19 protein-coding genes and 1 tRNA gene are annotated in these 23,117 nt (G+C 67.3%); 5 read left to right on the top strand and 15 right to left on the bottom strand.

The window, feature by feature from the left end:
• The first annotated feature begins 90 nt into the window (after positions 1-90).
• Positions 91-2,199, top strand: coding sequence for an ATP-dependent DNA helicase RecG (recG, locus tag O5O54_RS02425; RefSeq protein ID WP_279478643.1), 2,109 nt, complete (start codon positions 91-93; stop codon positions 2,197-2,199).
• 3 nt (positions 2,200-2,202) lie between these two features.
• On the opposite strand, the gene glmS is transcribed toward recG, so the two are convergent.
• The 3 genes from glmS to O5O54_RS02410 all read right to left on the bottom strand — a co-directional run bounded on the left by glmS (position 2,203) and on the right by O5O54_RS02410 (position 6,258).
• Complete coding sequence (glmS, locus tag O5O54_RS02420; RefSeq protein ID WP_279478641.1) at positions 2,203-4,029, bottom strand: glutamine--fructose-6-phosphate transaminase (isomerizing); 1,827 nt, start codon at positions 4,027-4,029, stop codon at positions 2,203-2,205.
• Positions 4,030-4,120: 91 nt separating this feature from the next.
• On the bottom strand, positions 4,121-5,473 hold the full coding sequence (gene glmU / locus O5O54_RS02415) for a bifunctional UDP-N-acetylglucosamine diphosphorylase/glucosamine-1-phosphate N-acetyltransferase GlmU (RefSeq protein WP_279478639.1): 1,353 nt from the start codon (positions 5,471-5,473) through the stop codon (positions 4,121-4,123).
• A 44-nt stretch (positions 5,474-5,517) separates the two neighbouring features.
• Entirely contained in the window at positions 5,518-6,258 is a 741-nt protein-coding gene (locus O5O54_RS02410; protein WP_279478637.1) for a cytochrome c biogenesis CcdA family protein, read from the bottom strand.
• A gap of 150 nt (positions 6,259-6,408) precedes the next feature.
• On the opposite strand from O5O54_RS02410, the gene O5O54_RS02405 reads away from it, so the two are divergent.
• Positions 6,409-6,484 (top strand) — tRNA-Lys (locus tag O5O54_RS02405).
• 18 nt (positions 6,485-6,502) lie between these two features.
• Entirely contained in the window at positions 6,503-7,375 is an 873-nt protein-coding gene (mazG, locus tag O5O54_RS02400) for a nucleoside triphosphate pyrophosphohydrolase (protein WP_279478636.1), read from the top strand.
• Positions 7,376-7,408: 33 nt separating this feature from the next.
• Here the strand turns inward: mazG and hflX are convergent, their stop codons facing one another.
• The 8 genes from hflX to dusB form a co-directional block, all read right to left on the bottom strand.
• Positions 7,409-8,779 carry a GTPase HflX gene (gene hflX / locus O5O54_RS02395; protein ID WP_279478719.1) on the bottom strand — a complete coding sequence of 457 codons (1,371 nt, stop codon included), beginning with the start codon at positions 8,777-8,779 and terminating at the stop codon, positions 7,409-7,411.
• 45 nt (positions 8,780-8,824) lie between these two features.
• On the bottom strand, positions 8,825-9,073 hold the full coding sequence (gene hfq, locus O5O54_RS02390) for an RNA chaperone Hfq (RefSeq protein ID WP_061936137.1): 249 nt from the start codon (positions 9,071-9,073) through the stop codon (positions 8,825-8,827).
• A gap of 183 nt (positions 9,074-9,256) precedes the next feature.
• Positions 9,257-10,633 carry a Trk system potassium transporter TrkA gene (gene trkA / locus O5O54_RS02385; protein WP_279478632.1) on the bottom strand — a complete coding sequence of 459 codons (1,377 nt, stop codon included), beginning with the start codon at positions 10,631-10,633 and terminating at the stop codon, positions 9,257-9,259.
• Between the two features lie 19 nt (positions 10,634-10,652).
• Positions 10,653-12,014 carry a sigma-54 dependent transcriptional regulator gene (locus O5O54_RS02380; protein WP_279478630.1) on the bottom strand — a complete coding sequence of 454 codons (1,362 nt, stop codon included), beginning with the start codon at positions 12,012-12,014 and terminating at the stop codon, positions 10,653-10,655.
• Complete coding sequence (locus O5O54_RS02375; RefSeq protein ID WP_279478628.1) at positions 12,014-14,248, bottom strand: PAS domain-containing sensor histidine kinase; 2,235 nt, start codon at positions 14,246-14,248, stop codon at positions 12,014-12,016. The genes O5O54_RS02380 and O5O54_RS02375 overlap by 1 nt, the downstream gene beginning before the upstream one ends.
• Before the next feature lie 76 nt (positions 14,249-14,324).
• Positions 14,325-15,773 (bottom strand): nitrogen regulation protein NR(I), encoded by a 1,449-nt coding sequence (ntrC, locus tag O5O54_RS02370; RefSeq protein ID WP_279478627.1) that lies wholly within the window; start codon positions 15,771-15,773, stop codon positions 14,325-14,327.
• The gene (locus tag O5O54_RS02365) at positions 15,773-16,915 is read right to left on the bottom strand and encodes a nitrogen regulation protein NR(II) (protein ID WP_279478626.1); all 1,143 of its coding nucleotides are present in this window, start codon (positions 16,913-16,915) and stop codon (positions 15,773-15,775) included. Before O5O54_RS02365 ends, ntrC begins: the two co-directional genes overlap by 1 nt.
• Before the next feature lie 3 nt (positions 16,916-16,918).
• A complete protein-coding gene (gene dusB, locus O5O54_RS02360; RefSeq protein WP_279478625.1) occupies positions 16,919-17,992 on the bottom strand; it encodes a tRNA dihydrouridine synthase DusB in 1,074 nt (357 codons plus the stop codon).
• 152 nt (positions 17,993-18,144) lie between these two features.
• On the opposite strand from dusB, the gene O5O54_RS02355 reads away from it, so the two are divergent.
• Both O5O54_RS02355 and O5O54_RS02350 read left to right on the top strand, forming a co-directional pair.
• On the top strand, positions 18,145-19,320 hold the full coding sequence (locus tag O5O54_RS02355) for a bifunctional 2-C-methyl-D-erythritol 4-phosphate cytidylyltransferase/2-C-methyl-D-erythritol 2,4-cyclodiphosphate synthase (RefSeq protein WP_279478624.1): 1,176 nt from the start codon (positions 18,145-18,147) through the stop codon (positions 19,318-19,320).
• On the top strand, positions 19,310-19,837 hold the full coding sequence (locus O5O54_RS02350; RefSeq protein ID WP_279478623.1) for a nicotinamide-nucleotide amidohydrolase family protein: 528 nt from the start codon (positions 19,310-19,312) through the stop codon (positions 19,835-19,837). Before O5O54_RS02355 ends, O5O54_RS02350 begins: the two co-directional genes overlap by 11 nt.
• Here O5O54_RS02350 and O5O54_RS02345 read toward each other — a convergent pair.
• From O5O54_RS02345 to lpdA, 4 genes are all read right to left on the bottom strand, one after another.
• Entirely contained in the window at positions 19,819-20,271 is a 453-nt protein-coding gene (locus O5O54_RS02345) for a type II toxin-antitoxin system RatA family toxin (RefSeq protein ID WP_279478622.1), read from the bottom strand. The genes O5O54_RS02350 and O5O54_RS02345 overlap by 19 nt on opposite strands.
• Positions 20,272-20,274: 3 nt before the next feature.
• Positions 20,275-21,240, bottom strand: a complete 966-nt coding sequence (lipA, locus tag O5O54_RS02340; protein ID WP_279478621.1) for a lipoyl synthase — start codon at positions 21,238-21,240, stop codon at positions 20,275-20,277.
• Between the two features lie 42 nt (positions 21,241-21,282).
• Positions 21,283-21,543: a GlsB/YeaQ/YmgE family stress response membrane protein gene (locus tag O5O54_RS02335; RefSeq protein WP_279478620.1), complete on the bottom strand. Its 261-nt coding sequence runs from the start codon at positions 21,541-21,543 to the stop codon at positions 21,283-21,285.
• A 94-nt stretch (positions 21,544-21,637) separates the two neighbouring features.
• Positions 21,638-23,089, bottom strand: coding sequence for a dihydrolipoyl dehydrogenase (gene lpdA / locus O5O54_RS02330; protein WP_279478618.1), 1,452 nt, complete (start codon positions 23,087-23,089; stop codon positions 21,638-21,640).
• Positions 23,090-23,117 lie beyond the last annotated feature (28 nt).

The following is a 23,117-nucleotide window of genomic DNA, read 5'->3' as shown; positions in this document are numbered from 1 at the left end:
CTCGCGCCCTGCCCGTTCGCACCCGATATAGGCTCCGCGCGCGGCGGTGTCAGCCTATCCGTGGCCGAGAACAGACGATAAACACCGCCCATGCGCCCTGCCGAACTCGATCCGCTCTTCGCCTCGGTCGCCACCGTTCCGGGTGTCGGCCCCAAGCTCTCCAAGCTCCTCGACGGCCTCGTCTCGCCGCCGGGCGCGCAGGACGGGGCGAAGGTGCGCGACCTCCTGTTCCATCTGCCGAGCGGTGTGATCGACCGGCGGCGGCGCGAGACGATCCGGGGCGCGCCCGACGGCACCCTGGTGACGCTGGAAGTGCGGATCGATCGTTACCAGTTCCCGTCGCGCGAGGCGCGCAACCATCCGACGCGGGTCATCGCGTTCGACGCGACCGACGAGATCGCCCTCACCTATTTCCGCGCGCAGCCGCAATGGCTGGAAAAGCTCCTGCCGCTCGGCGAGACGCTGCTCGTCTCGGGGAAGGTCGAGCGCTTCAACGGCCGCGCCTCCATGGTGCATCCCGACTTCGTCGGCCGCGCCGAAGATGCGGCTTCCCTGCCGTTGGTCGAGCCGGTCTATCCCCTGACGGCGGGTCTCTCGGGCAAGGTGCTGCGGCGGAGCGTCGACAGCGCACTGGAGCGGCTGCCCTCGCTGCCCGAATGGATCGAGCCCGGGGTCTTCGCCCGGGAGGGCTTTACGGCCTTCGCGGACGCGCTGGTCCAGCTTCATAGGCCGGCCGATCCTGCCGACCTCGCGCCCGGCAAGCCGGCTTACCGCCGCCTCGCCTATGACGAGCTTCTGGCGAGCCAGATGGCCCTGGCGCTCGCTCGCGAGCGGGCAAGGCGCAAGCCCGGCCGAAGCCTCGGAGGCGACGGCGGAGTGCGGACGCGGGCGGAGGCCGCCCTGCCCTTCGCGCTGACGGACGGTCAGCGCGAGGTGCTCGCAGAAATTCACGCGGACATGAGCAAGCCCGTCCGCATGCTGCGCCTCCTCCAAGGCGATGTCGGCGCCGGCAAGACGGTGGTGGCCCTTCTCGCGATGGCGGCGGCCAAGGAGTCGGGCGCGCAATCCGCCCTGCTAGCCCCAACCGAAATTTTGGCGCGTCAGCACTTCGCCGGTCTCGCGCGCTATTGCGAAGCGGCGGGCCTTTCGATCGTTCTCCTGACAGGCCGCGACAACGGCCGGGTGCGCACTGCCAAGCTGGAGGCGATTGCCAACGGCGAGGCCGACATCGTCGTCGGCACCCACGCGCTCTTCCAGGACGACGTCGCCTATCACGACCTCGGCCTCGTCGTGGTGGACGAGCAGCACCGCTTCGGCGTCCACCAGCGTCTGAGCCTGACCCGCAAGGGCCGCGCGCCGGACCTCCTGGTGATGACGGCAACGCCGATCCCGCGCACGCTGGTGCTGGCCGCCTTCGGCGACATGGACGTCTCGCGCCTTCACGGCAAGCCGGCCGGCCGCAAGCCGATCACCACCGTTGCCATCCCCTTCGATCGCATGGACGAGATCGTCTCGCGCGCCCGGCGTGCCATCGAGGAAGGTGACAAGCTCTATTGGGTCTGCCCGCTGGTCGAGGAGAGCGACAAGAGCGAACTGACGGCGGCCGAGGAGCGCGCCGAAGTGCTGCGCCAGTTCTTCGGCGATCGGGTCGGCCTCGTCCATGGCCGCATGAACGCCGAGGAGAAGGACCGCGTGATGGCGGACTTCAAGACGGGCGCGACGCGCATCGTCGTGGCCACCACCGTTATCGAGGTCGGGGTCGACGTGCCGGACGCCTCGATCATCGTGATCGAGCATGCCGAGCGCTTCGGCCTGTCGCAGCTTCACCAACTCCGCGGGCGCGTGGGTCGCGGCGAGAAGGCCTCGTCCTGCGTGCTTCTCTACAAGGCGCCGCTCGGCGAGACGGCCAAGGCGCGCCTCGCCGTCATGCGCGAGAGCAACGACGGGTTCCGCATCGCGGAAGAAGACCTACGCCTGCGCGGCGAAGGCGACCTCCTCGGCACGCGCCAGTCCGGCATGCAGACCTTCCGCATCGCGCGGCTGGACGAGCATGCCGACCTCCTTGAGATTGCGCGCGACGACGCGCGGCTCTTGCTCGCCACGGACAAGGAACTGGCCTCCCCGCGCGGCCAGGCAATCCGCAACCTCCTCTACCTCTTCGGCAAGGATGACGCGATCCGCCTGCTGCGGGCCGGCTAGCTGCTACTCGACCGTGACGGACTTCGCGAGGTTGCGAGGCTGATCGACGTCCGTGCCCATCTGCACGGCCGTATGGTAGGCCAAGAGTTGCAGCGGCACGCTGTAGACGATCGGCGTCAGGATCTCGGGCATTTCGGGAAGCAGGATCGTGTGGGCGTTGACACCCTTGCCGGCCTCGGCTCCTTGCCGGTCGGTGAACAGGATGATCCGCCCGCCCCGCGCGGCGACCTCCTGCATGTTGGAGACGGTCTTCTCGAACACGCGGTCGAAGGGCGCCACGACGACGACCGGCATGGTCTCGTCGATCAGGGCGATCGGCCCGTGCTTCAGCTCACCCGCCGCGTAACCTTCCGCGTGGATGTAGCTGATTTCCTTGAGCTTCAATGCCCCCTCCATCGCCAGCGGGAAGGAGAAGCCGCGCCCCAGGAACAGCGCATGGCGATAGGTCGCCATCTCGCGCGCCAGCGCCTCGATCTGGTCCTCGACATGCAGCGCGGCATTGACCATGCGCGGCGCTTCGGCGAGCGCCTGCGTGAGTTCGGCTTCCTGTTCGGCCGACAACACGCCGCGCTGGACGCCGGCCCGCACCGACAGCGCGGCGAGCGCGGTGAGCTGGCAGGTGAAGGCCTTGGTCGAGGCGACGCCGATCTCCGGCCCCGCCAGCGTCGGGAGCGCGGCGTCGGCCTCGCGCGCGATCGTCGAGCCCTGCACGTTGACGATGGCAGCCGTCTTCAGCCCTTCCGCCTTTGCATAGCGGAGCGAGGCGAGCGTGTCGGCCGTCTCGCCGGACTGCGAGACGAAGAGCGACAGGTCGACGTCGCCGAGAGGGCTCTCGCGGTAGCGGAACTCGGAGGCCACATCGAGGTCGCAGGCGATGCGCCCGTAGCGCTCGAAATAGTAGCGGCCCACCATGCCGGCGTAGAAGCCGGTGCCGCAGGCGGAGATCGCCATGCGCCGGACGTCGGTGAAGTCGAGCTCGGCGCCCGCGGGGATGCGCGTGCGGCCGGTCGTCATGTCCACGAAGGCCCCGAGCGTGTGCCCGATCACCTCGGGCTGCTCGTAGATTTCCTTCTGCATGAAGTGGCGGTGGTTGCCCTTGTCGACATAGTGCTGCTTGCCGACGGAGCGGCGGCGCGGGCGTTCCACCGGCCGGTTGTCCGCGTCGAAGACCTGCGCGCCCTCACGCCCGATCACGGCCCAGTCGCCGTCCTCCAGGTAGCTCACCTCGTCGGTGAAGGGCGAAAGCGCGATGGCGTCGGAGCCGAGGAACATTTCGCCCTCGCCGTAGCCGATGGCGAGCGGTGGCCCCGAGCGCGCGGCCATGATGGTGGACGGGTCGTCCTCGAACATCACCGCCAGCGCATAGGCGCCGGTGATGGCCTTGAGAAGCTTCTCCATCGACTCGCGCCGGCCGACGCCCTCGCGGCGCCAGTGCGCCAGGAGATGGGCGACGACCTCGGTGTCGGTCTGGCTGGCGAACCGGACGCCCTCGGCCTGAAGCTCGCGCTTCAGCTCGGCGAAGTTCTCAATGATGCCGTTATGGACGACGGCGACACCCTCGGCGAAATGCGGATGCGCGTTGGTCTCGTTGGGCACGCCGTGCGTCGCCCAGCGCGTATGACCGATGCCGATCGTGCCGGCGAGCGGTTCGGCGGCCAGCCGTGCTTCGAGGTTGCGCAGCTTGCCCTCGGCGCGGCGGCGATCCAGCACCCCGCCGTCGAGCGTCGCGATGCCGGCGGAATCATAACCCCGATATTCCAGCCGCTTCAGCGCCTCGACCAGGCGCAGGGCGACCGGCTCCCGACTGACGATCCCGATGATGCCGCACATGATCCGAGCCCTCGATTCGATCTTGCCCCTGCGTTAGCACGGGTCTGGACAGCGACCGCTTAACGTTCGGGTCACAGTTGATGTCGGCCTGTCAGGATCGCCCCGCCTTGCGCTCGGCGTTGCGGGCGTTGATCTCGGCGCCGCGGCCGGGCTTGGTCACCTGCCGCGCGCGGCCGATCGCCAGCGCCTCGTCCGGTACGTCCTCCGTCACCACGCTGCCCGAACCGACATAGGCACCGTCGCCGATCACGACCGGAGCGACCAGCGCCGAGTTCGATCCGACGAAGGCATCCGCCCCGATCGACGTGCGGTACTTGTTGAAGCCGTCGTAGTTGCACGTGATCGTGCCGGCCCCGATGTTGGCACGCGGGCCGACGGAAGCGTCGCCAAGATAGGTCAGGTGGTTGACCTTCGCGCCGGCGGCGAGCTTCGTGTTCTTGGTCTCCACGAAGTTGCCGACTCGCGCCTTGGGCTCGATCTCCGTGCCCGGCCGCAGCCGCGCGAAGGGACCGATCGAGACGTCCGACGCGATCCGCGCGCCTTCCAGATGCGAAAAGGCGTGGATCACCGTGCCGGCACTGATGCTGACGCCGGGTCCGAATACGACGTTCGGCTCGATCACGACATCGGCCTCGATCGCCGTGTCGTGCGAGAAGAACACGGTCTGAGGGGCGACGAGCGTGACGCCTGCCACCATCATCTCGGCCCGGCGACGCTCCTGCCAGAGATGCTCGACGCGCGCGAGGTCGGCCCGCGTATTGACGCCGAGCGTCTCGACCTCGTCGGCCAGCACCACCCGCACATCGAGATCGTCCGCGCGCGCGATCTCGACCACGTCGGTGAGATAATACTCGCCCTTGGCGTTGGCGTTGCCGACCCGGTCGAGGAGTTCGAGCGCCTTGCGCCCGTCCAGCGCCATCACGCCGCTGTTGCAGAGCCGGATGCGCTTCTCGTCGGCGCTCGCGTCCTTGTCCTCGCGGATCGCCAGGAGCCTGGAGCCCTCCATGAGCAGCCGGCCGTAGCCTGCCGGATCGGCCGCCTCGAAGCCGACGACGCAGACGGCGGCGCCGTCCGCGATGTGGATGCGCGCCCGGCGCAACGTGTCCGGCGACAGGAGCGGCGTGTCGCCGAACAGGACGACGACGTCGTCGTAACCCTCGGCGATCGCCTGGCGCGCGGCCAGAACGGCATGCGCGGTGCCGAGCCGCTCGGTCTGTTCGAAAGACTGCACCGAAGCGCCGGCGGCCTGCCCGAGCGCCGTCACCGCCTCGGCGTCGCGGCCGACGACGAGCGCCACGGTGTCGGCGCCCGCTTCGACGGAACTCGCCAGCGCGTGCGAAACGAGCGGCAAGCCGGCGACCTCGTGCAGCACCTTGGTTCGGCGTGACTTCATGCGGGTGCCCTCGCCTGCGGCCAGGACCACGGAAAGACAGGTTCTCGTCATGGATGGTTCTCCGGCCGGCCTCGCGGGGCGGGCGTCGAGGGGCGTCAGCCGATTTGCTGGAAGGCGGGGAAGGTTTCGAGCAGCCAGAAGGCCATGGCCTGCATGCCGCCGGTGAGGAACAGGATTCCGGTGACGACGAGAAGACCGCCCATCACCTTCTCGACGATGCCGAGATGGGCGCGAAACCCGTGCAGCGCGCGCAGGAAGGCGCCGGAGAAGACGGCGGCCAGAAGGAACGGGATACCGAGGCCGAGCGAATAGACGGCCAGAAGGCCCGCCCCGCTGCCGAGCGTCTGCGTCGAGCCGGCGACGCCGAGGATGGCGCCGAGCACCGGCCCGATGCAGGGCGTCCAGCCGAAGGCGAAGGCGAGGCCCATTGCATAGGCGCCGAGGAGGCTGCCGCGCTCCGAGTGCGCTTGGAACCGCGCCTCGCGCGACAGGAAGGCGATGCGGAAGACACCCAGGAAGTTCAGCCCCATCGCGATGATCGCGAGGCCAGCGACGACACTCAGCCAGTCGAGATTGGTGCGCAGGAGATAGCCGATCGAGCTGGCGCCCGCCCCCAGCGCCACGAACACGGTGGAGAAGCCGAGCACGAAGAGAAGTGCGGCTGCGACGATCCGCCCTTTCCCGCTTCCAGCCGCCGGAGAGGAGGCGCGCAGGTCCTCCACCGAGACGCCCGCCATGTAGCAGAGATAGGGCGGAACCAGCGGCAGGACGCAGGGGCTCAGGAACGACAGGGCGCCCGCGGCCAGCGCGGCCGAGAAGGTCGGATCGGGGAGCAAGGGCGTGCGGAACTCGGGCTCAAGGGATCGGCAGGTCAGCCTGTCCTAGCGCAGCGGCGAAATCCGGGCAAATGCGGCGCCGACCGGTTGACCCGCCGGGCCGGCCTTTCTATGGTCCGCCCGCTTTCCGCCGGATCTCTTTCGGCGTTCGAGCGCGTAGCTCAGTTGGTAGAGCAACGGACTTTTAATCTGTAGGTCCTGGGTTCGAGTCCCAGCGCGCTCACCATTCCTTTCCGGTGACACCATGCAGCCATCCCGCGACATCGCTCGTCTGGTCGAGATCATGGCCGCGTTGCGGCAGCCGGAGACCGGCTGCCCCTGGGATGTCGAGCAGAGCTTCGATTCGATCGTTCCCTATACGATCGAGGAGACCTACGAGGTCGTGGACGCGATCGAACGCCGCGACGCGCCCGATCTGAAGGAGGAGCTCGGGGACCTTCTGCTGCAGGTGGTCTACTACGCGCAGATGGCCTCGGAGATCGGCCTCTTCACGTTCGAGGATGTGGTCGAGGGCATCACCACCAAGATGATCCGCCGCCATCCGCATGTCTTCGGCGATGTCGAGGCGCGCTCGTCCCGTTCGGCCAAGGGCCAGTGGGAGCGCATCAAGGCGGAGGAGAAGCGCGAGCGGCGCGAGGCGCGCGAGCGCCTGCGCGCCGCACCGTTGGCGGACGGCGCGGCCGGAGAATGGGCCCCCGGACGCGACGAAGCGAAGTCCGGCCTTCTCGACGGCGTGCCCGGCGCCCTGCCCGCCCTGGTGCTGTCGCGCAAGATCCAGGAGAAGGCAGCCACCGTCGGCTTCGACTGGACCGAGGCGGCGCCCATCCTCGCCAAACTACGCGAGGAGACCGACGAGTTCGAGGCGGCAGGCGACGACCGCGATGCGCAGGAGGCGGAACTCGGCGACGTGCTCTTCACAGTGGTGAATCTCGCCCGGCGCTACGAGATCGATCCCGATGCGGCGCTACGCCGAACCACCGCCAAATTTCGCGCGCGCTTCGCCGCGATGGAAGCGCAGGCGGCCAGCGAAGGCCGGACGCTGGCCGACATGAGCCTCGAGGATCAGGAAGCGCTATGGCAGCGCGCCAAGGGCGCGGAGAGCCGCTCGACGGGATAAGGGCGGAAGGCTGACCGCCTCCCGCCCAAACCCTCAATCGTCGATCTCTTCCAGAACCGGCAGTCCCTCGATATGGACGTCGGGGTGCCGATGCTTCAACCGGAGGAGGTCGGACCGCGCCGCGCGCGTCAGGTCGATGGCGAGCTGGACGCTGCCGTCCTCGCGGTCCTCGCGCTCGCGCACCACGCTGTTGTCGTAGACCCAGGGCAGGATGCCGAGAGCGTCGGCCGGCACGTTCAGCGACACCGGCTCGGCGAGTCCCGCGATGCGGCCCTCGATATCCGCCAGCAGCGCCGGCACGTTCTCGCCCGTCAGCGCCGAGACGATGTGCACCGCCTGGCCGCGCGGATGCGAGGCGGCGGAGAGCTCCACCTGCGCCCGCGCCTGCTCGTTCAGCCGGTCCGCCTTGTTCCAGACCTCGATCACGTGTTCCGGATCGTCCGCGTCGATCTCGAGATCGGCGAGGATCTTGCGCACGTCGGCGGCCTGGGCCGCCGTGTCGGGGTTGGCGATGTCGCGCACGTGGAGCACGATGTCGGCCTCGACCACCTCCTCCAGCGTGGCGCGGAAGGCGGCGACGAGATGCGTCGGCAGGTCGGAGATGAAGCCGACCGTGTCGGAGAAGATGACCTCCGTCCCGTGCGGCAGGTTGATCCGGCGCAGGGTCGGGTCGAGCGTGGCGAAGAGAAGATCCTTCGCCAGCACCTCGGCCCCGGTCACCTTGTTGAACAGGGTAGACTTGCCGGCATTGGTGTAGCCGACCAGCGCCACGATCGGGTGCGGCGCCTTCTTGCGTTTGGCGCGGTGCAGGGCGCGGGTTCGGCGCACCTGCTCCAGTTCCTTTTCGAGGCGCTTGATCTTCTCCTGCAGCTGCCGGCGGTCGGCCTCGATCTGCGTCTCGCCGGGACCGCCGAGGAAGCCCGCGCCGCCGCGCTGGCGTTCAAGGTGGGTCCACGAGCGCACGAGGCGGCCGCGCTGGTAGTTCAGATGCGCAAGCTCGACCTGGAGCCGGCCTTCCTTGGTGCGCGCCCGCCGGCCGAAAATCTCGAGGATCAGGCCCGTGCGGTCGAGAACCTTGGCGTTCAGCTCCTTTTCGAGGTTGCGTTGCTGAACGGGCGTCAGCGGGTGATCCATGATCACCAGCCCGATCTTCTCGGCCGCGATCAGCCCGGCGAGTTCCTCGACCTTGCCCGACCCGATCAGGGTCGCCGGCTGGATCTTGGAAACCGGGATGATGCCGCGCGCCACGACATCGAGCTCGATGGCGAGCGCTAGGCCTTCCGCCTCGACCAGCCGCTCCTCGTCGCCGCGCTTAACCGCCTCCGAAATCTCGTCCGCCGGATTGCGCTGACGCACGATCGGCACGAAGACCGCCGCGCGCGTCGGAACGCGCTCGTGCTCGATCGGGGTGCGCGGCTCGTGTTCGTGTTCTTCGGTATATTCGGTCAATCAGACCTTCCTGTCCTCGTCCCCCGCCTCGTTCATGTTGACGGGCTGGGACGGCATGATCGTGGAGATGGCGTGCTTGTAGACGAGCTGCGAATGGCCGTCCCGCCGCAGAAGCACGCAGAAATTGTCGAACGAGGTCACGACCCCGGTGAGCTTGACGCCGTTCACGAGGAAGATCGTCAGCGAGATCTTCTGCTTGCGGACGGTGTTGAGGAAGAGATCCTGGAGGTTCTGCGCACGTTCGGCCATCGGACTGTCCTGTTATTGTTCTTGCCGTGCTCGCGCGGGAAACGCGCGACGAGACGGAAACTGCGGCCCACCCGCACGCTCCGTCGCAGAAGGTTGTCCTTCAGCGGGGCGGTGCGTTCAATACGATAGGATCGATCGGGCGGACCGAGACAGAGATAGGCATTGCGCCGTTGCATCGCCACATCAGAAGAACTCGAGGCTGACCCGGAAAAACTGCTCCACCTGACGCACCGTGTCGGATCGGACGAACAGGACGACCCGATCCTTCGGCCGGATCCGCGTCTGGCCGGTCGGCCGGATGAAGACGCCGTTGCGCGTCACTGCGCCGATTCGCATCCCGTCGGGGATTTCGAGGTCTCGAAGAGGCTGACCGACGAGGGGCGAAGTTTCAAGCGCCTCGGCCTCGATGGCCTCGGCCATGCCGTTCTGCACCGAATGCACGGCGCGGATGCGTCCGCGCCGCACGTGCTGGAGGATGCGCGAGATGGTGACCGAGCGCGGGTTCAGCACCGCGTCGATGCCAAGATACTTGGCGAGATCCTGGAAGGTCGGGCTGTTGATCAGCGCGAGGTTCGACTTCGCGCCAAGGCGTTTGGCCATGGCGGAGCTGAGGACGTTGATCTGGTCGTCGTTGGTCAGCGACACCATGAGGTCGGCCTCGCCGATCTCGGCTTCCTGAAGGATGGCCGGGTCGAGCGCGCTGCCCTGGAGCACGATGGTGCGCTTGAGCTTGTCGGCGACATGCAGCGCCCGGCCGCCGTCGGCCTCGACCAGGCGGAGACGGGAAGCGAGGTTGCGGCTTTCCATCTCCATCGCGACGGTGATGCCGACATTGCCGCCGCCGGCGATCACGATGCGTCCGGCATCCGGCTCCTCGTGGCCGAAGATCGTCAGGGTGCGGCGCACCTGCGACTGTTCGACGATGACGTAGGCGAGGTCGCCGGCATAGAGCATATCCACCCCGTTGGGGATGAAGATCGCGCCGTCGCGCAGGATGCCGACCACCGTCGCGCCGAGGTCCGGAAAAAGTTCCGAGAGCTGGCCGAGCGGCGTGCCGAGCACCGGGCATTCCTCCCCGCACTCGATCGCGATCAGCGAGATCGCACCGTCGGAAAAGCGAACCGTATCCACCGCGCCCGGCAGCGCGATCCGCCGCAGCACCATCTGCGCCACCTCGACCTCGGGCGAGATCACCACGTCGATCGGCATATGGTCGGTCGAGAAGAGGTCCTGCCAATGCGGCTGGAGATAGGCCTGGGAGCGGATGCGCGCGATCTTGGTCGGCACGTTGAAGAGCGAATGGGCCACCTGGCAGGCGACCATGTTGACCTCGTCGTGCAAGGTCACGGCGATCAGCATGTCGGCTTCCGCGGCGCCCGCCTCGGCCAGCGTATCGGGAAAGGCGCCGTGGCCGACGATGCCCTTGGCGTCAAGATTCTCACGGATGTTGGCGATCAGCGTCTGCGAGGTGTCGATCACCGACACGTCGTTGCGCTCGCCGGCCAGCCGCTCGGCGATGCCGTAGCCGACCTGGCCGGCGCCGCAGATCACGATCTTCATGGGCATGGTCGGCGTACGCTCAGATGCCCAGCGACTTCAGCTTCCGGTGGAGGGCCGAGCGCTCCATGCCGACGAACTCGGCGGTGCGAGAGATGTTGCCGCCGAAGCGGTTGATCTGGGCGACGAGATATTCCTTCTCGAAGACCTCGCGCGCGTCGCGCAGCGGCAGAGCGAGAATGCGCCCGTCGGACTGACTGGGCGTCCTCGGCAGCATGTCGCTGACCTCGTGCGGCAGCATGTCGGCCGAGATCGCCTCGGCGCCGTCCTGACGCGACAGGATCATCAGCCGCTCGATATTGTTGCGGAGCTGGCGGATGTTGCCCGGCCAGTCGCTCGACTGGAGCACGGCGAGCGCCTCGGGGCTCAGGGCCTTCGGGCGGATGCCGGTCTGTTCGCCGATCTGCTTCATGAAGGCTTCGATCAGGATCGGAATGTCCGAGCGCCGATCGGCGAGCGGCGGCACCGAGATCGGAACGACCGCGAGGCGATGGAAGAGGTCCTCGCGGAACGACCCGTCGGCCATCAGCGATTCGAGGTTCTGCGAGGTCGACGAGATGACGCGCACGTCGACCTTGACGCGCTTGGCACCGCCGACGCGCTCGAAGGTCTGCTCGGTCAGGACGCGCAGGATCTTGTTCTGCGTCTCACGCGGCATGTCGCCGACCTCGTCGAGGTAGAGCACGCCGCCATGCGCCTCCTCTAGAGCGCCGACCTTTCGCTCGACGCCCGGCGGGGTCTCGGTGCCGAAGAGCTCGATCTCCATGCGCTCGGGCGTGATCGCGGCCGCGTTCAGCGCGATGAACGGACCCTTGGCGCGCGACGACGCGGCATGGATCGCGCGCGCGACCATCTCCTTGCCCGAGCCCGAGGGGCCGAGAATCATGACGCGGCTGTTGGTCGGCGCGACGCGCTCGATCGTGGCGCGAAGCTGGTTCATCGGATGCGACTTGCCGAGAAGGTCGGGCGAGTCGCTGGAGCGCCGCTTCAGCTCCGACACCTCGCGCTTGAGCTTCGACGTCTCCAGCGCGCGCTCAGCGATCAGCACGAGGCGATCGGCCTTGAAGGGCTTCTCGATATAGTCGTACGCGCCACGCCGGATGGCCGAGACGGCGGTCTCGATGTTGCCGTGGCCCGAGATCATGACGACGGGCACTTCGGGATGCTGGGCGCGGATCGCGTCGAGCACGTCGAGCCCGTCGAGGCGACTGCCCTGGAGCCAGATATCGAGGAAGATCAGGCGCGGAACGCGGTCGGCGATGGCCTGGAGCGCCATGTCCGAATTGCTTGCCGTCCGCGTCTCGTAGCCCTCGTCGTCCAACAGGCCGGCGACCAGCTCGCGGATGTCGGCTTCGTCGTCAACGATCAGGATATCCGCTGCCATCAGTCTTCACCGTGTTCTTCTGTGTTCGTCGTCGGGGCAGGCTTGGTCACGTCGTTTGCCTGGAGCCGGATGCGGACGAGCGCGCCGCGCTCGGCGCCGGGCGCATCGTCCAGCGCGATCGTGCCCCCGTGCTCCTCCACGATCTTGCGCACGATGGCGAGGCCGAGGCCCGTCCCCTTCTCGCGGGTCGTCATATAGGGCTCGAGAAGGCGATCGCGATCCTCCTTCGGGAACCCTAGGCCATTATCTTCGATCTCCACCACGTTCATGCCGTCCTCCGGGAAAGCCCGAACGACGATGCGGCCCGCGTGGTTCTCCAGCGACTCCATCGCCTCCACCGCGTTCTTCACGAGGTTGCCGAAAGCTTGGGACAGGAGGCGGAGGTCGTAGGAGCCCATCAGCGCCCTGTCGCCCAGCTCGCCCTCGATGGAGATGCCCTGCGCGGCCAGCTCGCGCATGAAGACCGCCTCGCGCAACGCCTCGCGCAAATCGCGCTCCTCGAGCGTGGGCTTGGGCATGCGGGCGAACTGGGAGAACTCGTCCACCATGCGGCCGATGTCGGCCACCTGCCGGATGATCGTATCGACGCAGCGGTCGAAAATCTCGCGGTCGGTCTCGATGAACTTGCCATAGCGGCGGCGGATGCGCTCGGCCGAAAGCTGGATCGGCGTCAGCGGGTTTTTGATCTCGTGGGCGATGCGGCGGGCGACGTCGGCCCAGGCCGAGGAGCGCTGCGCTTCAACAAGGTCCGTGATGTCGTCGATCGTCACCACGCTCGCCCCGAGCCCAGCACCCTCCTCTTCCTCGGATGTCACGCGCACGTCGAGCACGCGCTCGCGGTCGCGCACCCGCTGCTTGATCTGCTCCTGGTGCTCGCGGCGCCGCGACTGCCGGGCGGCGGCGTAGACGTCGCTGATCGCCGGCAGGATGTCGGCCACCGGCCGGCCAACGACGTCCGCGCCGTGGATCGACAGGATTCGCTCGGCGGACGGGTTGAGCATCGAGATTTCGCCCCGGCGGTCGACGCCGAGGACGCCGGCGGTGACGCCCGACAGCACCGCTTCGGTGAACCGACGGCGTTCGTCGATCATATCCTTGGCGTTGACGAGCTCGTGCCGCTGGCTGCGCAGTTGCCGGATCATGTTGTTGAACGTGTTGGACAGGGAGCCGACGTCGCCGTCCGACACGCGTACCGGTACGGATACCCCGAGATTGCCCTCGCTCACCTCGTCGGCCGCCGAGATCAAGAGCCGGATCGGTCGCACCAGCCGGTCGGCGACGCCGATGCCGGTCCAGATGGCCGAAAGGAGCACGATCAGCGTGATGCCGAGATAAAGGAGCGCGAAGGCGATCTGCAGCCCGAAGCGGTTGTCGGCGAGGCTCGAATACTCCGCCGTCCGCTCGCGCATCAGCCGCAGCGCGCCGATCACCTCGGGGTCCACCACGCGGATCGTGTAGAGGTAGACGTCGCCGAACTCGCGCAGCCGCATCACGGCGCCGACGAGATTGGTCACTCCCGGCGGAATGAACACGAGGTTGCCCTCGGCCGCCTGCTGCAAGGCGTCGGCCGGCGGAACGGGAAGCGGACGCTCGACGGGAATATCGGCGCGTAGAAACGGCGTGCCGTCACCGGCGAGGAGCTGCGCGCCGAGAAGCGAACGGCCTCTGGCCTGCTCGGTCAGGAGATCCTGGAACCCGGTCCGGTCGAGGTTGAAGAGCTGGCGCTGGCCGCGAAGCTCCTGCGCCATGGACAGCGTCGATCCCTGGAGGTTGCGGGCGTTCTCGTTGACGTAGGCTTCCGCCACGTTGATCGAGGAGTCGATGATCGTGCGCGTGCGGATCTCGAACCAGCGGTCGAGTCCGAGGTCCAGCGTGATGCCGGCGACGATCGCGACCAGCAGCGCCGGCAGCGCCGCCACGATCGAGAACAGGAGAACGATGCGCACATGCAGGCGCGAGGCCGCCTTGCCGTGCCGCCGCGCATTGATCATGCGCAGAACCTCGCGTGCAATCAGCACGCAGAGGAGCACGACGAAGATGCCGTTCACGAAGGTGGCGGTCTTCACCACCGTCGCGGTCGGTGCGATCGGGGTGAGCCCCATCAGGACGACGAAGGAAATCGCGCCCGTCACAAGGGCGCCGATCACGGCCAGAATGCCGGGCACCAGCATGAAGCGCCGCCGCTCGCCGAGCGCGGGAACGTCTCCGTCCATCACCGTGGTTTGCGCTGCCATCCGCCACCTGTGAACCATTCACGTGGCACACTTGCAACGCATTGTGTCCAGATTGCAACGAAGAATTACTAAAAACCTAACGGATCGAGCGAACGATCGAGATGTCGAGATCGCGAATCTTCTTGCGCAGAGTGTTGCGATTGACACCCAGAAGGTCGGCGGCCTTCACCTGATTGCCCCGCGTCGCCGCCAGCGCCGCCGCGATCAGCGGGTATTCCACCTCACGCAGAATGCGCCCGTGAAGGCCCGGCGGCGGAAGCTCGTTGCCGAACGATCCGAAATACTCGAACAGGTAGCGCTCGACGGCGGCCGAGAGGTCGATCGGCTTGGAGCCGTCGCTGTCGGCGCCGATGGGCTTGGACTGTTCGCTGGCGAGTTCGTGCTCGATGACCTCAGCGCTGATCTCGTCCTGCGGATAGAGCGCGCTCAGACGACGGACGAGGTTCTCCAGCTCGCGCACGTTGCCCGGCCAGGAATAGCGGCGCATCACGTCGAGCGCCCCGGACGTCAGCGTCTTGCGCTGCAGGCCTTCTTTCTGCACCAGCCCGAAGAAGTGGTTGGTAAGGTCGACCAGATCCTCGATGCGCTCGCGCAGGGGCGGCAGCCGCAGGGGCACGACGTTGAGCCGGTAGAACAGGTCCTCGCGGAAGAGGCCACGCTGGATGAGCTGGCGCAGATCCTTGTTGGTCGCCGAGACGATGCGCACGTCCGTCGCGATCGGCGTCCGGCCGCCGACCACCGTGTATTCGCCCTGCTGGAGCACGCGCAGGAGGCGCGTCTGCGCCTCCATCGGCATGTCGCCGATCTCGTCGAGGAACAGCGTTCCGCCCTCGGCCTGCTCGAAGCGGCCGCTGGCGCGCGTCTGCGCGCCGGTGAAGGCGCCCTTCTCGTGGCCGAAGAGCTCCGACTCGATGAGGTCGCGCGGGATCGCCGCCATGTTGATGGCGACGAACGGCCCCTTCCGGCGCCGGCCGTAGTCGTGCAGCGCCCGGGCGACGAGTTCCTTGCCGGTGCCCGATTCGCCGGTGATCGTAACGGTGAGATCGGTCTGCATCATGCGCGCGAGGGCGCGGTAGATGTCCTGCATCGCCGGCGAACGGCCGATGAGGGGAATGGATTCCGTCCCCTCCTCCATGGCCTTCGCCCGCGCATCGGCCTTCGGCTCGGCCAGCGCGCGACGCACGATGCTGACGAGTTCCGTCAGGTCGAAGGGTTTGGGAATGTAGTCGTAGGCGCCCTTCTCCGAGGCCTGGATCGCCGTCATGAACGTGTTCTGCGCGCTCATGACGATGACCGGCAGGTCGGGTCGCGTGTTGCGGATCTTGGGCAGGACGTCGAAGACGTTGCCGTCCGGCATCAGAACGTCGGACACGACGAGATCGCCGTCCCCCACGCTGATCCAGCGCCATAGCGTCGCGATGTTGGAGGTGACGCGCACCTCGAAGCCGGCGCGCATCAGGGCCTGCGAAATGACCGTGCGGATCGCCGCGTCGTCGTCTGCAACGAGAATCTGGGAGGTGGCCATCAGCGCGTTCGCCTGCGTTTCAAGGTCGTTCCCTCGGTGTCGGGCTCGCCCGGCTCCGTCCAAGCCGGCATCAGCACGCGGAAGATCGTGTGTCCGGGATGCGAATCGCATTCGATCACCCCGCCGTGGTCGCGCACGATCTTGGCGACCAGCGCGAGGCCGAGGCCCGTGCCGCTCGGCTTTGTGGTGATGAACGGATCGAAGATGTTCTCGCGGATGTCGTCGGGCACGCCGGGGCCGTTGTCCTCGACGACGAACTCCAGCGGCAGCGTCATGCGCGTGCGTGCCCCGGGCACCGAAAGGCGCACGCCGGGCTTGAAGGCGGTCGCGAGCCGGATCTCGCCGTCCGGCCGTCCGGCCACCGCCTCGCTCGCGTTCTTCACGAGATTGATGAAGACCTGCACGAGCTGATCGCGGTTGGCGAAGACGGAGGGCAGCGACGGGTCGTAGGCTTCCGAGATGCGGATGTCGCGCGCGAATCCGCTCTTGGCCAGCGTCTTCACATGCTCGAGCACCGAATGGATGTTGACCGCCGAGCGCTCCACCGGCCGCTCGTCGGAAAAGACCTCCATCCGGTCCACGAGCTTCACGATCCGCTCGCTCTCGTCCTGGATAAGCTGCGTCAGCACCCGGTCGTCGTCGCTCGCCTCCGCCTCCAGGAGCTGCGCCGCGCCTTTGATGCCGGACAGCGGGTTGCGGATCTCGTGCGCCAGCATGGCGGCAAGCCCCGTGACCGTGCGAGCGGCCGAGCGATGCGTAAGCTGCCGGTCCATCTTGTCGGCCATCGAGCGAAGCTGGAACATGACCAGCACATGCCCCGCCGGTTCCGGAAGGCTGGAGACGTAGACGTCGACCAGACGATCCATGCCGAGCCGCGGCGACGAGACGTCGACGCGGTATTCGCTGATACGCGACTGGTCGCGCATCACCTGCTCGACCAAGCCGAGCACCGGGCTGTCATGCGGCACGAAGTCGGCCAGCCTGCGCTTGGCCAGGTGGCCGGCGCTGGCGGAAAAGAACTGCTCGGCATCGGAATTGGCGAAGGTGAAGCGTCCGCCGTCATCCAGCGCCACGACCGGGTGCGGCAGCGCGTTCAACAGCAAGAACTGGTCGAGCGGCAAGGCGGCGTCCCTTTCCTTCATCGGTCAAGCGGCCTGCCGGACCGCGGGCGCGAGTTCGGGCTCGACGTCGGCCAGGCGGACATCGCCGAACAGGGCGCGGACCGTGGCGTGCACGGAGGCCGGGTCGCCTGCACGCATCAATTCCGCCCGCTCGGCACGAACGTCCGCGCCGGTTCCCGCTTCGAATCGGTCGAGATACCAGCCAAGATGCTTGCGCGCATGGCGAAGGCCAGCCGCCGCGCCATAGAAGTCGAGCATGGCCGCATGGTGGTCCAGCACCAGTTCGGCCAGGCGCATGCGCATCGCCGCCGGGTCGAGAACGCCGGCGACCAGGGCCGGAAACCAGGGCCGGCCGCAACTCGCCCGGCCGATCATCACCGCGTCCGCCCCGCTCGCGCGCAGCATGGGCGCGAGGTCCGAACAGCTCTGCAGATCGCCGTTGGCGACGACGGGGATGGACACTGCGCGCGAGACGTCGGCGATCGCCACCCAGTCGGCCTGGCCCGTGTAGAACTGGTCACGGGTGCGGCCATGGACCGTGACGAGCCGGACGCCGGCGCCTTCGGCGCGCAGCGCGAGATCGGCGGCGTTGAGGGACGAGCGATCCCAGCCAAGGCGCATCTTCAGCGTCACAGGAACTCCGCCGGCCCCGGCGACCGTCGCTTCCACGAGGCGCAACGCGTGGTCGAGATCGCGCATCAGGGCCGAACCGGACAGGCCGCCGACGACCTTCTTCGCGGGGCAGCCCATGTTGATGTCGATGAGGTCCGCTCCGGCGTCCGCCACGATCTCAGCGGCGCGGCGCATCGCCTGCGCATCCCGCCCGGCAAGTTGAACGGCGTGGAGCCCCGCGCCGTCCGCGCCCGCCCGCTGCCGGCTCTCGGCGTCGTCGCGCACGAGTTCGCCGCTCGCCACCATTTCGGAATAGACCATCTCCGTGCCGAAGGAGCGGACGAGGCGTCGGAAGGGAATGTCGGTGATTCCCGAGAGCGGCGCGAGGAACACGCGCGAACGCACGGCAAGACTGCCTATCGACAGGTCATTCGTCTGCGCGGACGGCGCACAGGGATTGCGCTTTTCGGCGGAATGAGAGCACATTGAAGCAGCATATCGGCATATGCTCAAAAGACAATCAAAATGAGTGTGCAAAGCAGCGACATGCTGCAATGCATGATCGCGTAGGCTCGCTCTTGCCGCCGACCGTCGGATGTGCTGACCACGGGCGTGACGATGCTGAGAACGGGTGGTGGATGAAGGTCGCAGCGATCCTGGTTGCCGCGGGCCGCGGGTCGCGAGCGGGGCTCACGCCCTATGGTCCCAAACAATACTTCGACTTGGGCGGGCGGCCCGTGCTCTGGCGTACGGCCGAGCGTTTCCTGGCGACACAAGGCGTGACGCATGTGGTGGTGGTCATCCATCCAGACGACCACGCGATGGCCGGAAAGGCACTCGACGGCCTGCTCGACCACTTGATGATCGTTGAGGGCGGCGCGACGCGCCAGGCGTCCGTGCGTTGCGGGCTGGAGGCGCTGGCCGACATCCGCCCCGACGTCGTCCTGATCCACGATGCCGTTCGCCCCTTCGTATCGTCGGAGGCGATTCTGCGCGTTGTCGCCGAGATCGATGAGCGGACGGGCGCCATCCTGGCCCTGCCGGTCGCGGACACGCTGAAGCGTTCGGACGGCGATCTCATCGATGTCACCGTGGACCGAACGGGCCTTTTCGGCGCGCAGACGCCGCAGGGATTCCCGTTCGGGCTGATCCGCGAGGCCCACGCCAAGGCGTCGCGCGAGACCCGGACCGCCTTCACCGACGACGCCTCGATCGCAGAGTGGGCGGGCATCCCCGTCCGCCTCGTGGCGGGCGATCCAGAAAACGTCAAGCTGACGCTCGCGCGCGAACTGACGCTCGCCGCCGAGCGGTTCCGAGGAGACCTGCCCATGATCGACGTTCGCACCGGCAATGGCTACGACGTCCACAAGCTGATCCCCGGCGACGGCGTGACGCTCTGCGGCGTGTGGATCCCGCATGATCAGGCGCTGCTCGGCCATTCCGACGCCGATGTCGGCTTCCATGCCCTCACCGACGCCCTGCTGGCCACCTGCGGCGCCGACGACATCGGCACCCACTTCCCCCCGAGCGACCCACAGTGGCGCGGCGCTCCCTCGCGGATCTTCCTTCAGAAGGCGGTCGAGATCGTGCGCGAGAAGTCGGGCCGCATCTGCAATGTCGACGTGACGCTGATCTGCGAGGCGCCCAAGGTCGGCCCGCATCGCGCCGCGATGGTCGGCGTGATCGGCAAGGTCACGGGGCTGGATCCGGACCGCATCTCGATCAAGGCCACCACCAACGAGACGATCGGCTTCATAGGTCGGCGCGAGGGCATCGCGGCCATCGCCACCGTGAGCGTCGTCTATGGCGGCTGATCTGTCGGACGCCTTCGGGCTCGAGCACTTGGCCGCCGCGGTCGTCGCCAAGGCGCAGGCGGGCGGCTGGACGGTCGCGTCGGCCGAATCCTGCACAGGCGGGCTCGTGGCCGCGGCGATCACCGATGTGGCCGGTTCGTCGGCCGTGTTCGGCATGGGCTTCGTGACATATTCGAACGAGGCCAAGGCTCGCCTTCTCGGCGTTCCCGCCGAGCTTCTGGAGCGCCACGGCGCGGTCTCGCGCGAGGTCGCCCTGGCCATGGCCGAAGGCGCGCTACGGACGGCTGGATCGGACGTCGCCGTCGCGATCACCGGCATCGCCGGACCGGGCGGCGGATCGGAGGCCAAGCCTGTCGGGCTCGTCCACTTTGCCTGCGCGACACGCCTCGGCACCGTTCATGCCGAACGCCGGTTCGGCGCGCCCGGACGCGGCGCGGTCCGCCATTCCAGCACCGTAGCGGCGCTGGAGCTTGTGGACGAAGCGCTCAAACGCCTGCGTCAGGCCGGCGTCGCGTAGACCTTGGCCGCCCTCTCCTCGAACGCGGTGGCAAAGCGGCGGAAGGCATAGTCGAACATAGAGCCCATCAGCAGGCCGAGCGTGCGGCTCTTGAACTCGTAGTCGATGAAGAACCGCACCTCGCACCCGTCCGGATGCGGCTCGAAGGTCCAGCGGTTCTCGAGATAGCGGAACGGGCCATCCACGTATTTCACGTCGATCTGGCGCTCGGCGGGCTTGAGGAGGACCTGGGAGGCGAAGGTCTCCCGGATCATCTTGTAGGCCACCGTCATGTCGGCGATCAGCAGCGTCTTGCCGTCGCGCTCGCGCCGCGAGCGCACCACGAGGTTCTGGCAGAGCGGCAGGAACTCCGGATAGCGCTCGACGTCGGCCACAAGCTCGAACATCTCGTCGGGCGAGTGCCGAACCACGCGGGCATTCTCGAACTTCGGCATGGATCAGGCCGCGACCTTCGCCAGGCGCGCCGCCTTGAGCCGCTCGAAATCCTCGCCCGCATGGTGCGAGGAGCGCGTCAGCGGGCTCGAGGCCACGACCAGGAACCCTTTGGTCAGGCCGATCGTCTCGTAGGACTTGAACTCCTCCGGCGGCACGTAGCGGATCACCGGGTGGTGCTTGCGCGTCGGCTGGAGGTACTGGCCGATCGTCATGAAGTCGACGTCGGCCGAGCGCAGGTCGTCCATGAGCTGAAGGATCTCGTTCCGCTCTTCGCCGAGGCCGACCATGATGCCGGACTTGGTGAAGATCGTCGGGTCCAGCTCCTTCACGCGCTGCAGGAGGCGGATGGAGTGGAAATAGCGCGCACCCGGCCGCACCGTCAGATAGTTCGACGGCACTGTTTCGAGATTGTGGTTGAAGACGTCGGGCCGAGCCGCGACGACTTTCTCCAGCGCGCCCGGCTTGCGCAGGAAGTCCGGCGTCAGGATCTCGATCGTGGTTCCCGGCGCCGAGGCACGGATCGCCTCGATCGTCTCGACGAAATGCTGCGCGCCGCCGTCCGGCAAGTCGTCGCGGTCCACCGAAGTGATGACCACATGCGACAGGCCCATCGAAGCGACGGCACGGCCGACGCTGGCCGGCTCGTCCCGGTCCAGCGCATGCGGCAGGCCGGTGGCGACATTGCAGAAGGCGCAGGCGCGCGTACAGATGCCGCCCATGATCATAAATGTCGCGTGCTTCTTCTCCCAGCATCCGCCGATGTTGGGACATCCCGCCTCCTCACACACGGTGACGAGGCGGTTGGATTTAACGATCTCCCGGGTCTCCATATAGCCCGCGGAGACCGGGGCTTTCACCCGGATCCAGTCAGGCTTGGGGAGCACCGCCGTATCGGGGCGGTGCGCCTTTTCAGGATGGCGGGGCCTCGCGCTCGGCGACGAGGTTCGGGCGTCTAGGATCGTGACCATTGACCGTCATTTAAGCTCGGTTCGACAGTCACGCAATCTCGCCTAGACGCGGCGGCCGCGGACTGCCCGGAAGAGGAAGATGAGCAGGCAGGCGCCGATGAAGCCGACGATCAGGTACTGGATCGAGAAGCTCGCGCCCGCCTGAAGATCCGTCGCGCCCAGAATGCCGAGCAGGAAGTTCAGGAAGACGGCGCCGACGATGCCGAGAATGATGTTCAGGAAGAGCCCCATGTTGCTCTTCATGACCTGCTCTGCGAGCCATCCGGCGATACCGCCGATGATAATTGCAGCGAGCCAACCCATACGTATCTCCTACGGTACAAATACCGAGATTTGAGATAGTGCGGCGAAAATGTGGACAAGACCTCCGCGGGCCGCTCGCTGCGTTTTTCGTCTCCTACATGTGGATGACCTTGCCGTAGGCGTCGAGCACACTCTCGTGCATCATCTCGGAGAGCGTCGGATGCGGGAAGACGGTGTGCATCAGGTCTTCCTCCGTCGTCTCCAGGCCCATGGCGATCACGAAGCCCTGAATCAGTTCCGTCACCTCGGCGCCGACCATGTGTGCTCCGAGGAGTTCGCCAGTCTTGGCGTCGAACACGGTCTTCACCATGCCGTCCGGTTCGCCGAGAGCAATCGCCTTGCCGTTGGCGAGGAACCGGAAGCGTCCGACCTTGACCTCGCGCCCGGCTTCCTTGGCCTTGGCCTCGGTGAGGCCCACGGAGGCGATCTGCGGCTGGCAATAGGTGCAGCCGGGGATCTGCTCGCGCTTCATCGGATGGGCGTCGAGGCCCTTGATCTTCTCGACGCAGATCGTGCCCTCGTGCTCGGCCTTGTGCGCCAGCATCGGCGCGCCGGCGACGTCGCCGATCGCATAGACGCCCTCGACATTGGTGCGCCCGTAGGCGTCGACTTTCACGAGCCCGCGTTCGACCGCCACGCCGACGCCCTCGAGATTGAGCCCCTCTGTGTTGCCCTGCACGCCGACGGCCGAGATCAGCTTCTCGGCCTTGAGCACCTGGCTCTTCTCGCCCTGCTCGACCGTCACCTCGACGCCCTCGCCCGTCTTGGCGACCTTCGCGACCTTGGCGTCGGACAGGATCTTCATGCCCTGCTTCTCGAACTGCTTGCGCGCGACAGCCGCGATCTCGGCGTCTTCCACCGGCAGGATCTGCGGCAGCAGCTCGACCACCGTCACTTCGGCGCCCATGGTCCGGTAGAAGGAGGCGAACTCGATGCCGATGGCCCCCGAGCCCATGACGATGAGGGACTTCGGCATAGCCTGCGGCTTCATCGCCTCGAAATAGGTCCAGATCCGCTCGCCGTCGGCCTCGATGCCGGGCAGCACACGCGGGCGCGCGCCGGTGGCGACGATGACGTGCTTGGCCTTGTAGGTACCGTGGCCGAGGACGCCCTTGGGCACCGGGTTCTGCGGCTGCACCGCGGGCTTGGTCGGCTCCCCGACCTCGACCTCGACCGGGCCGCCCTTTCCGGCCTTGGTGAGCTTCGCCTGGCCCCAGATCACATCGATCTTGTTCTTCTTCATCAGCCCGGCGACGCCGCCGTTGAGCTGGGCCGAAACGCCGCGCGAGCGCTTCACGACTGCCCCGATGTCGAAGTCGGGCTTGGCGATCTTGAGGCCGTAGTTCTCGCCGTGTTCGGCATAGTGGAACACCTCGGCCGAGCGCAGCAGCGCCTTGGTCGGGATGCAGCCCCAGTTGAGGCAGATGCCGCCGAGATGCTCGCGCTCGACGACCGCCGTCTTGAAGCCGAGCTGCGCCGCACGGATGGCCGCCACATAGCCGCCCGGCCCGCCGCCAATGATCAGGATGTCATAGGTATCGGCCATGCACGTGTCTCCGTCGAATGGGTTTCGT

The organism is Aureimonas sp. SK2 (genome assembly GCF_029813115.1).
Taxonomy (GTDB): Bacteria; Pseudomonadota; Alphaproteobacteria; order Rhizobiales; family Rhizobiaceae; genus Aureimonas.
Note: the sequence above shows the minus strand (reverse complement) of the source record. Positions and strands in the feature narration are given on the sequence as shown.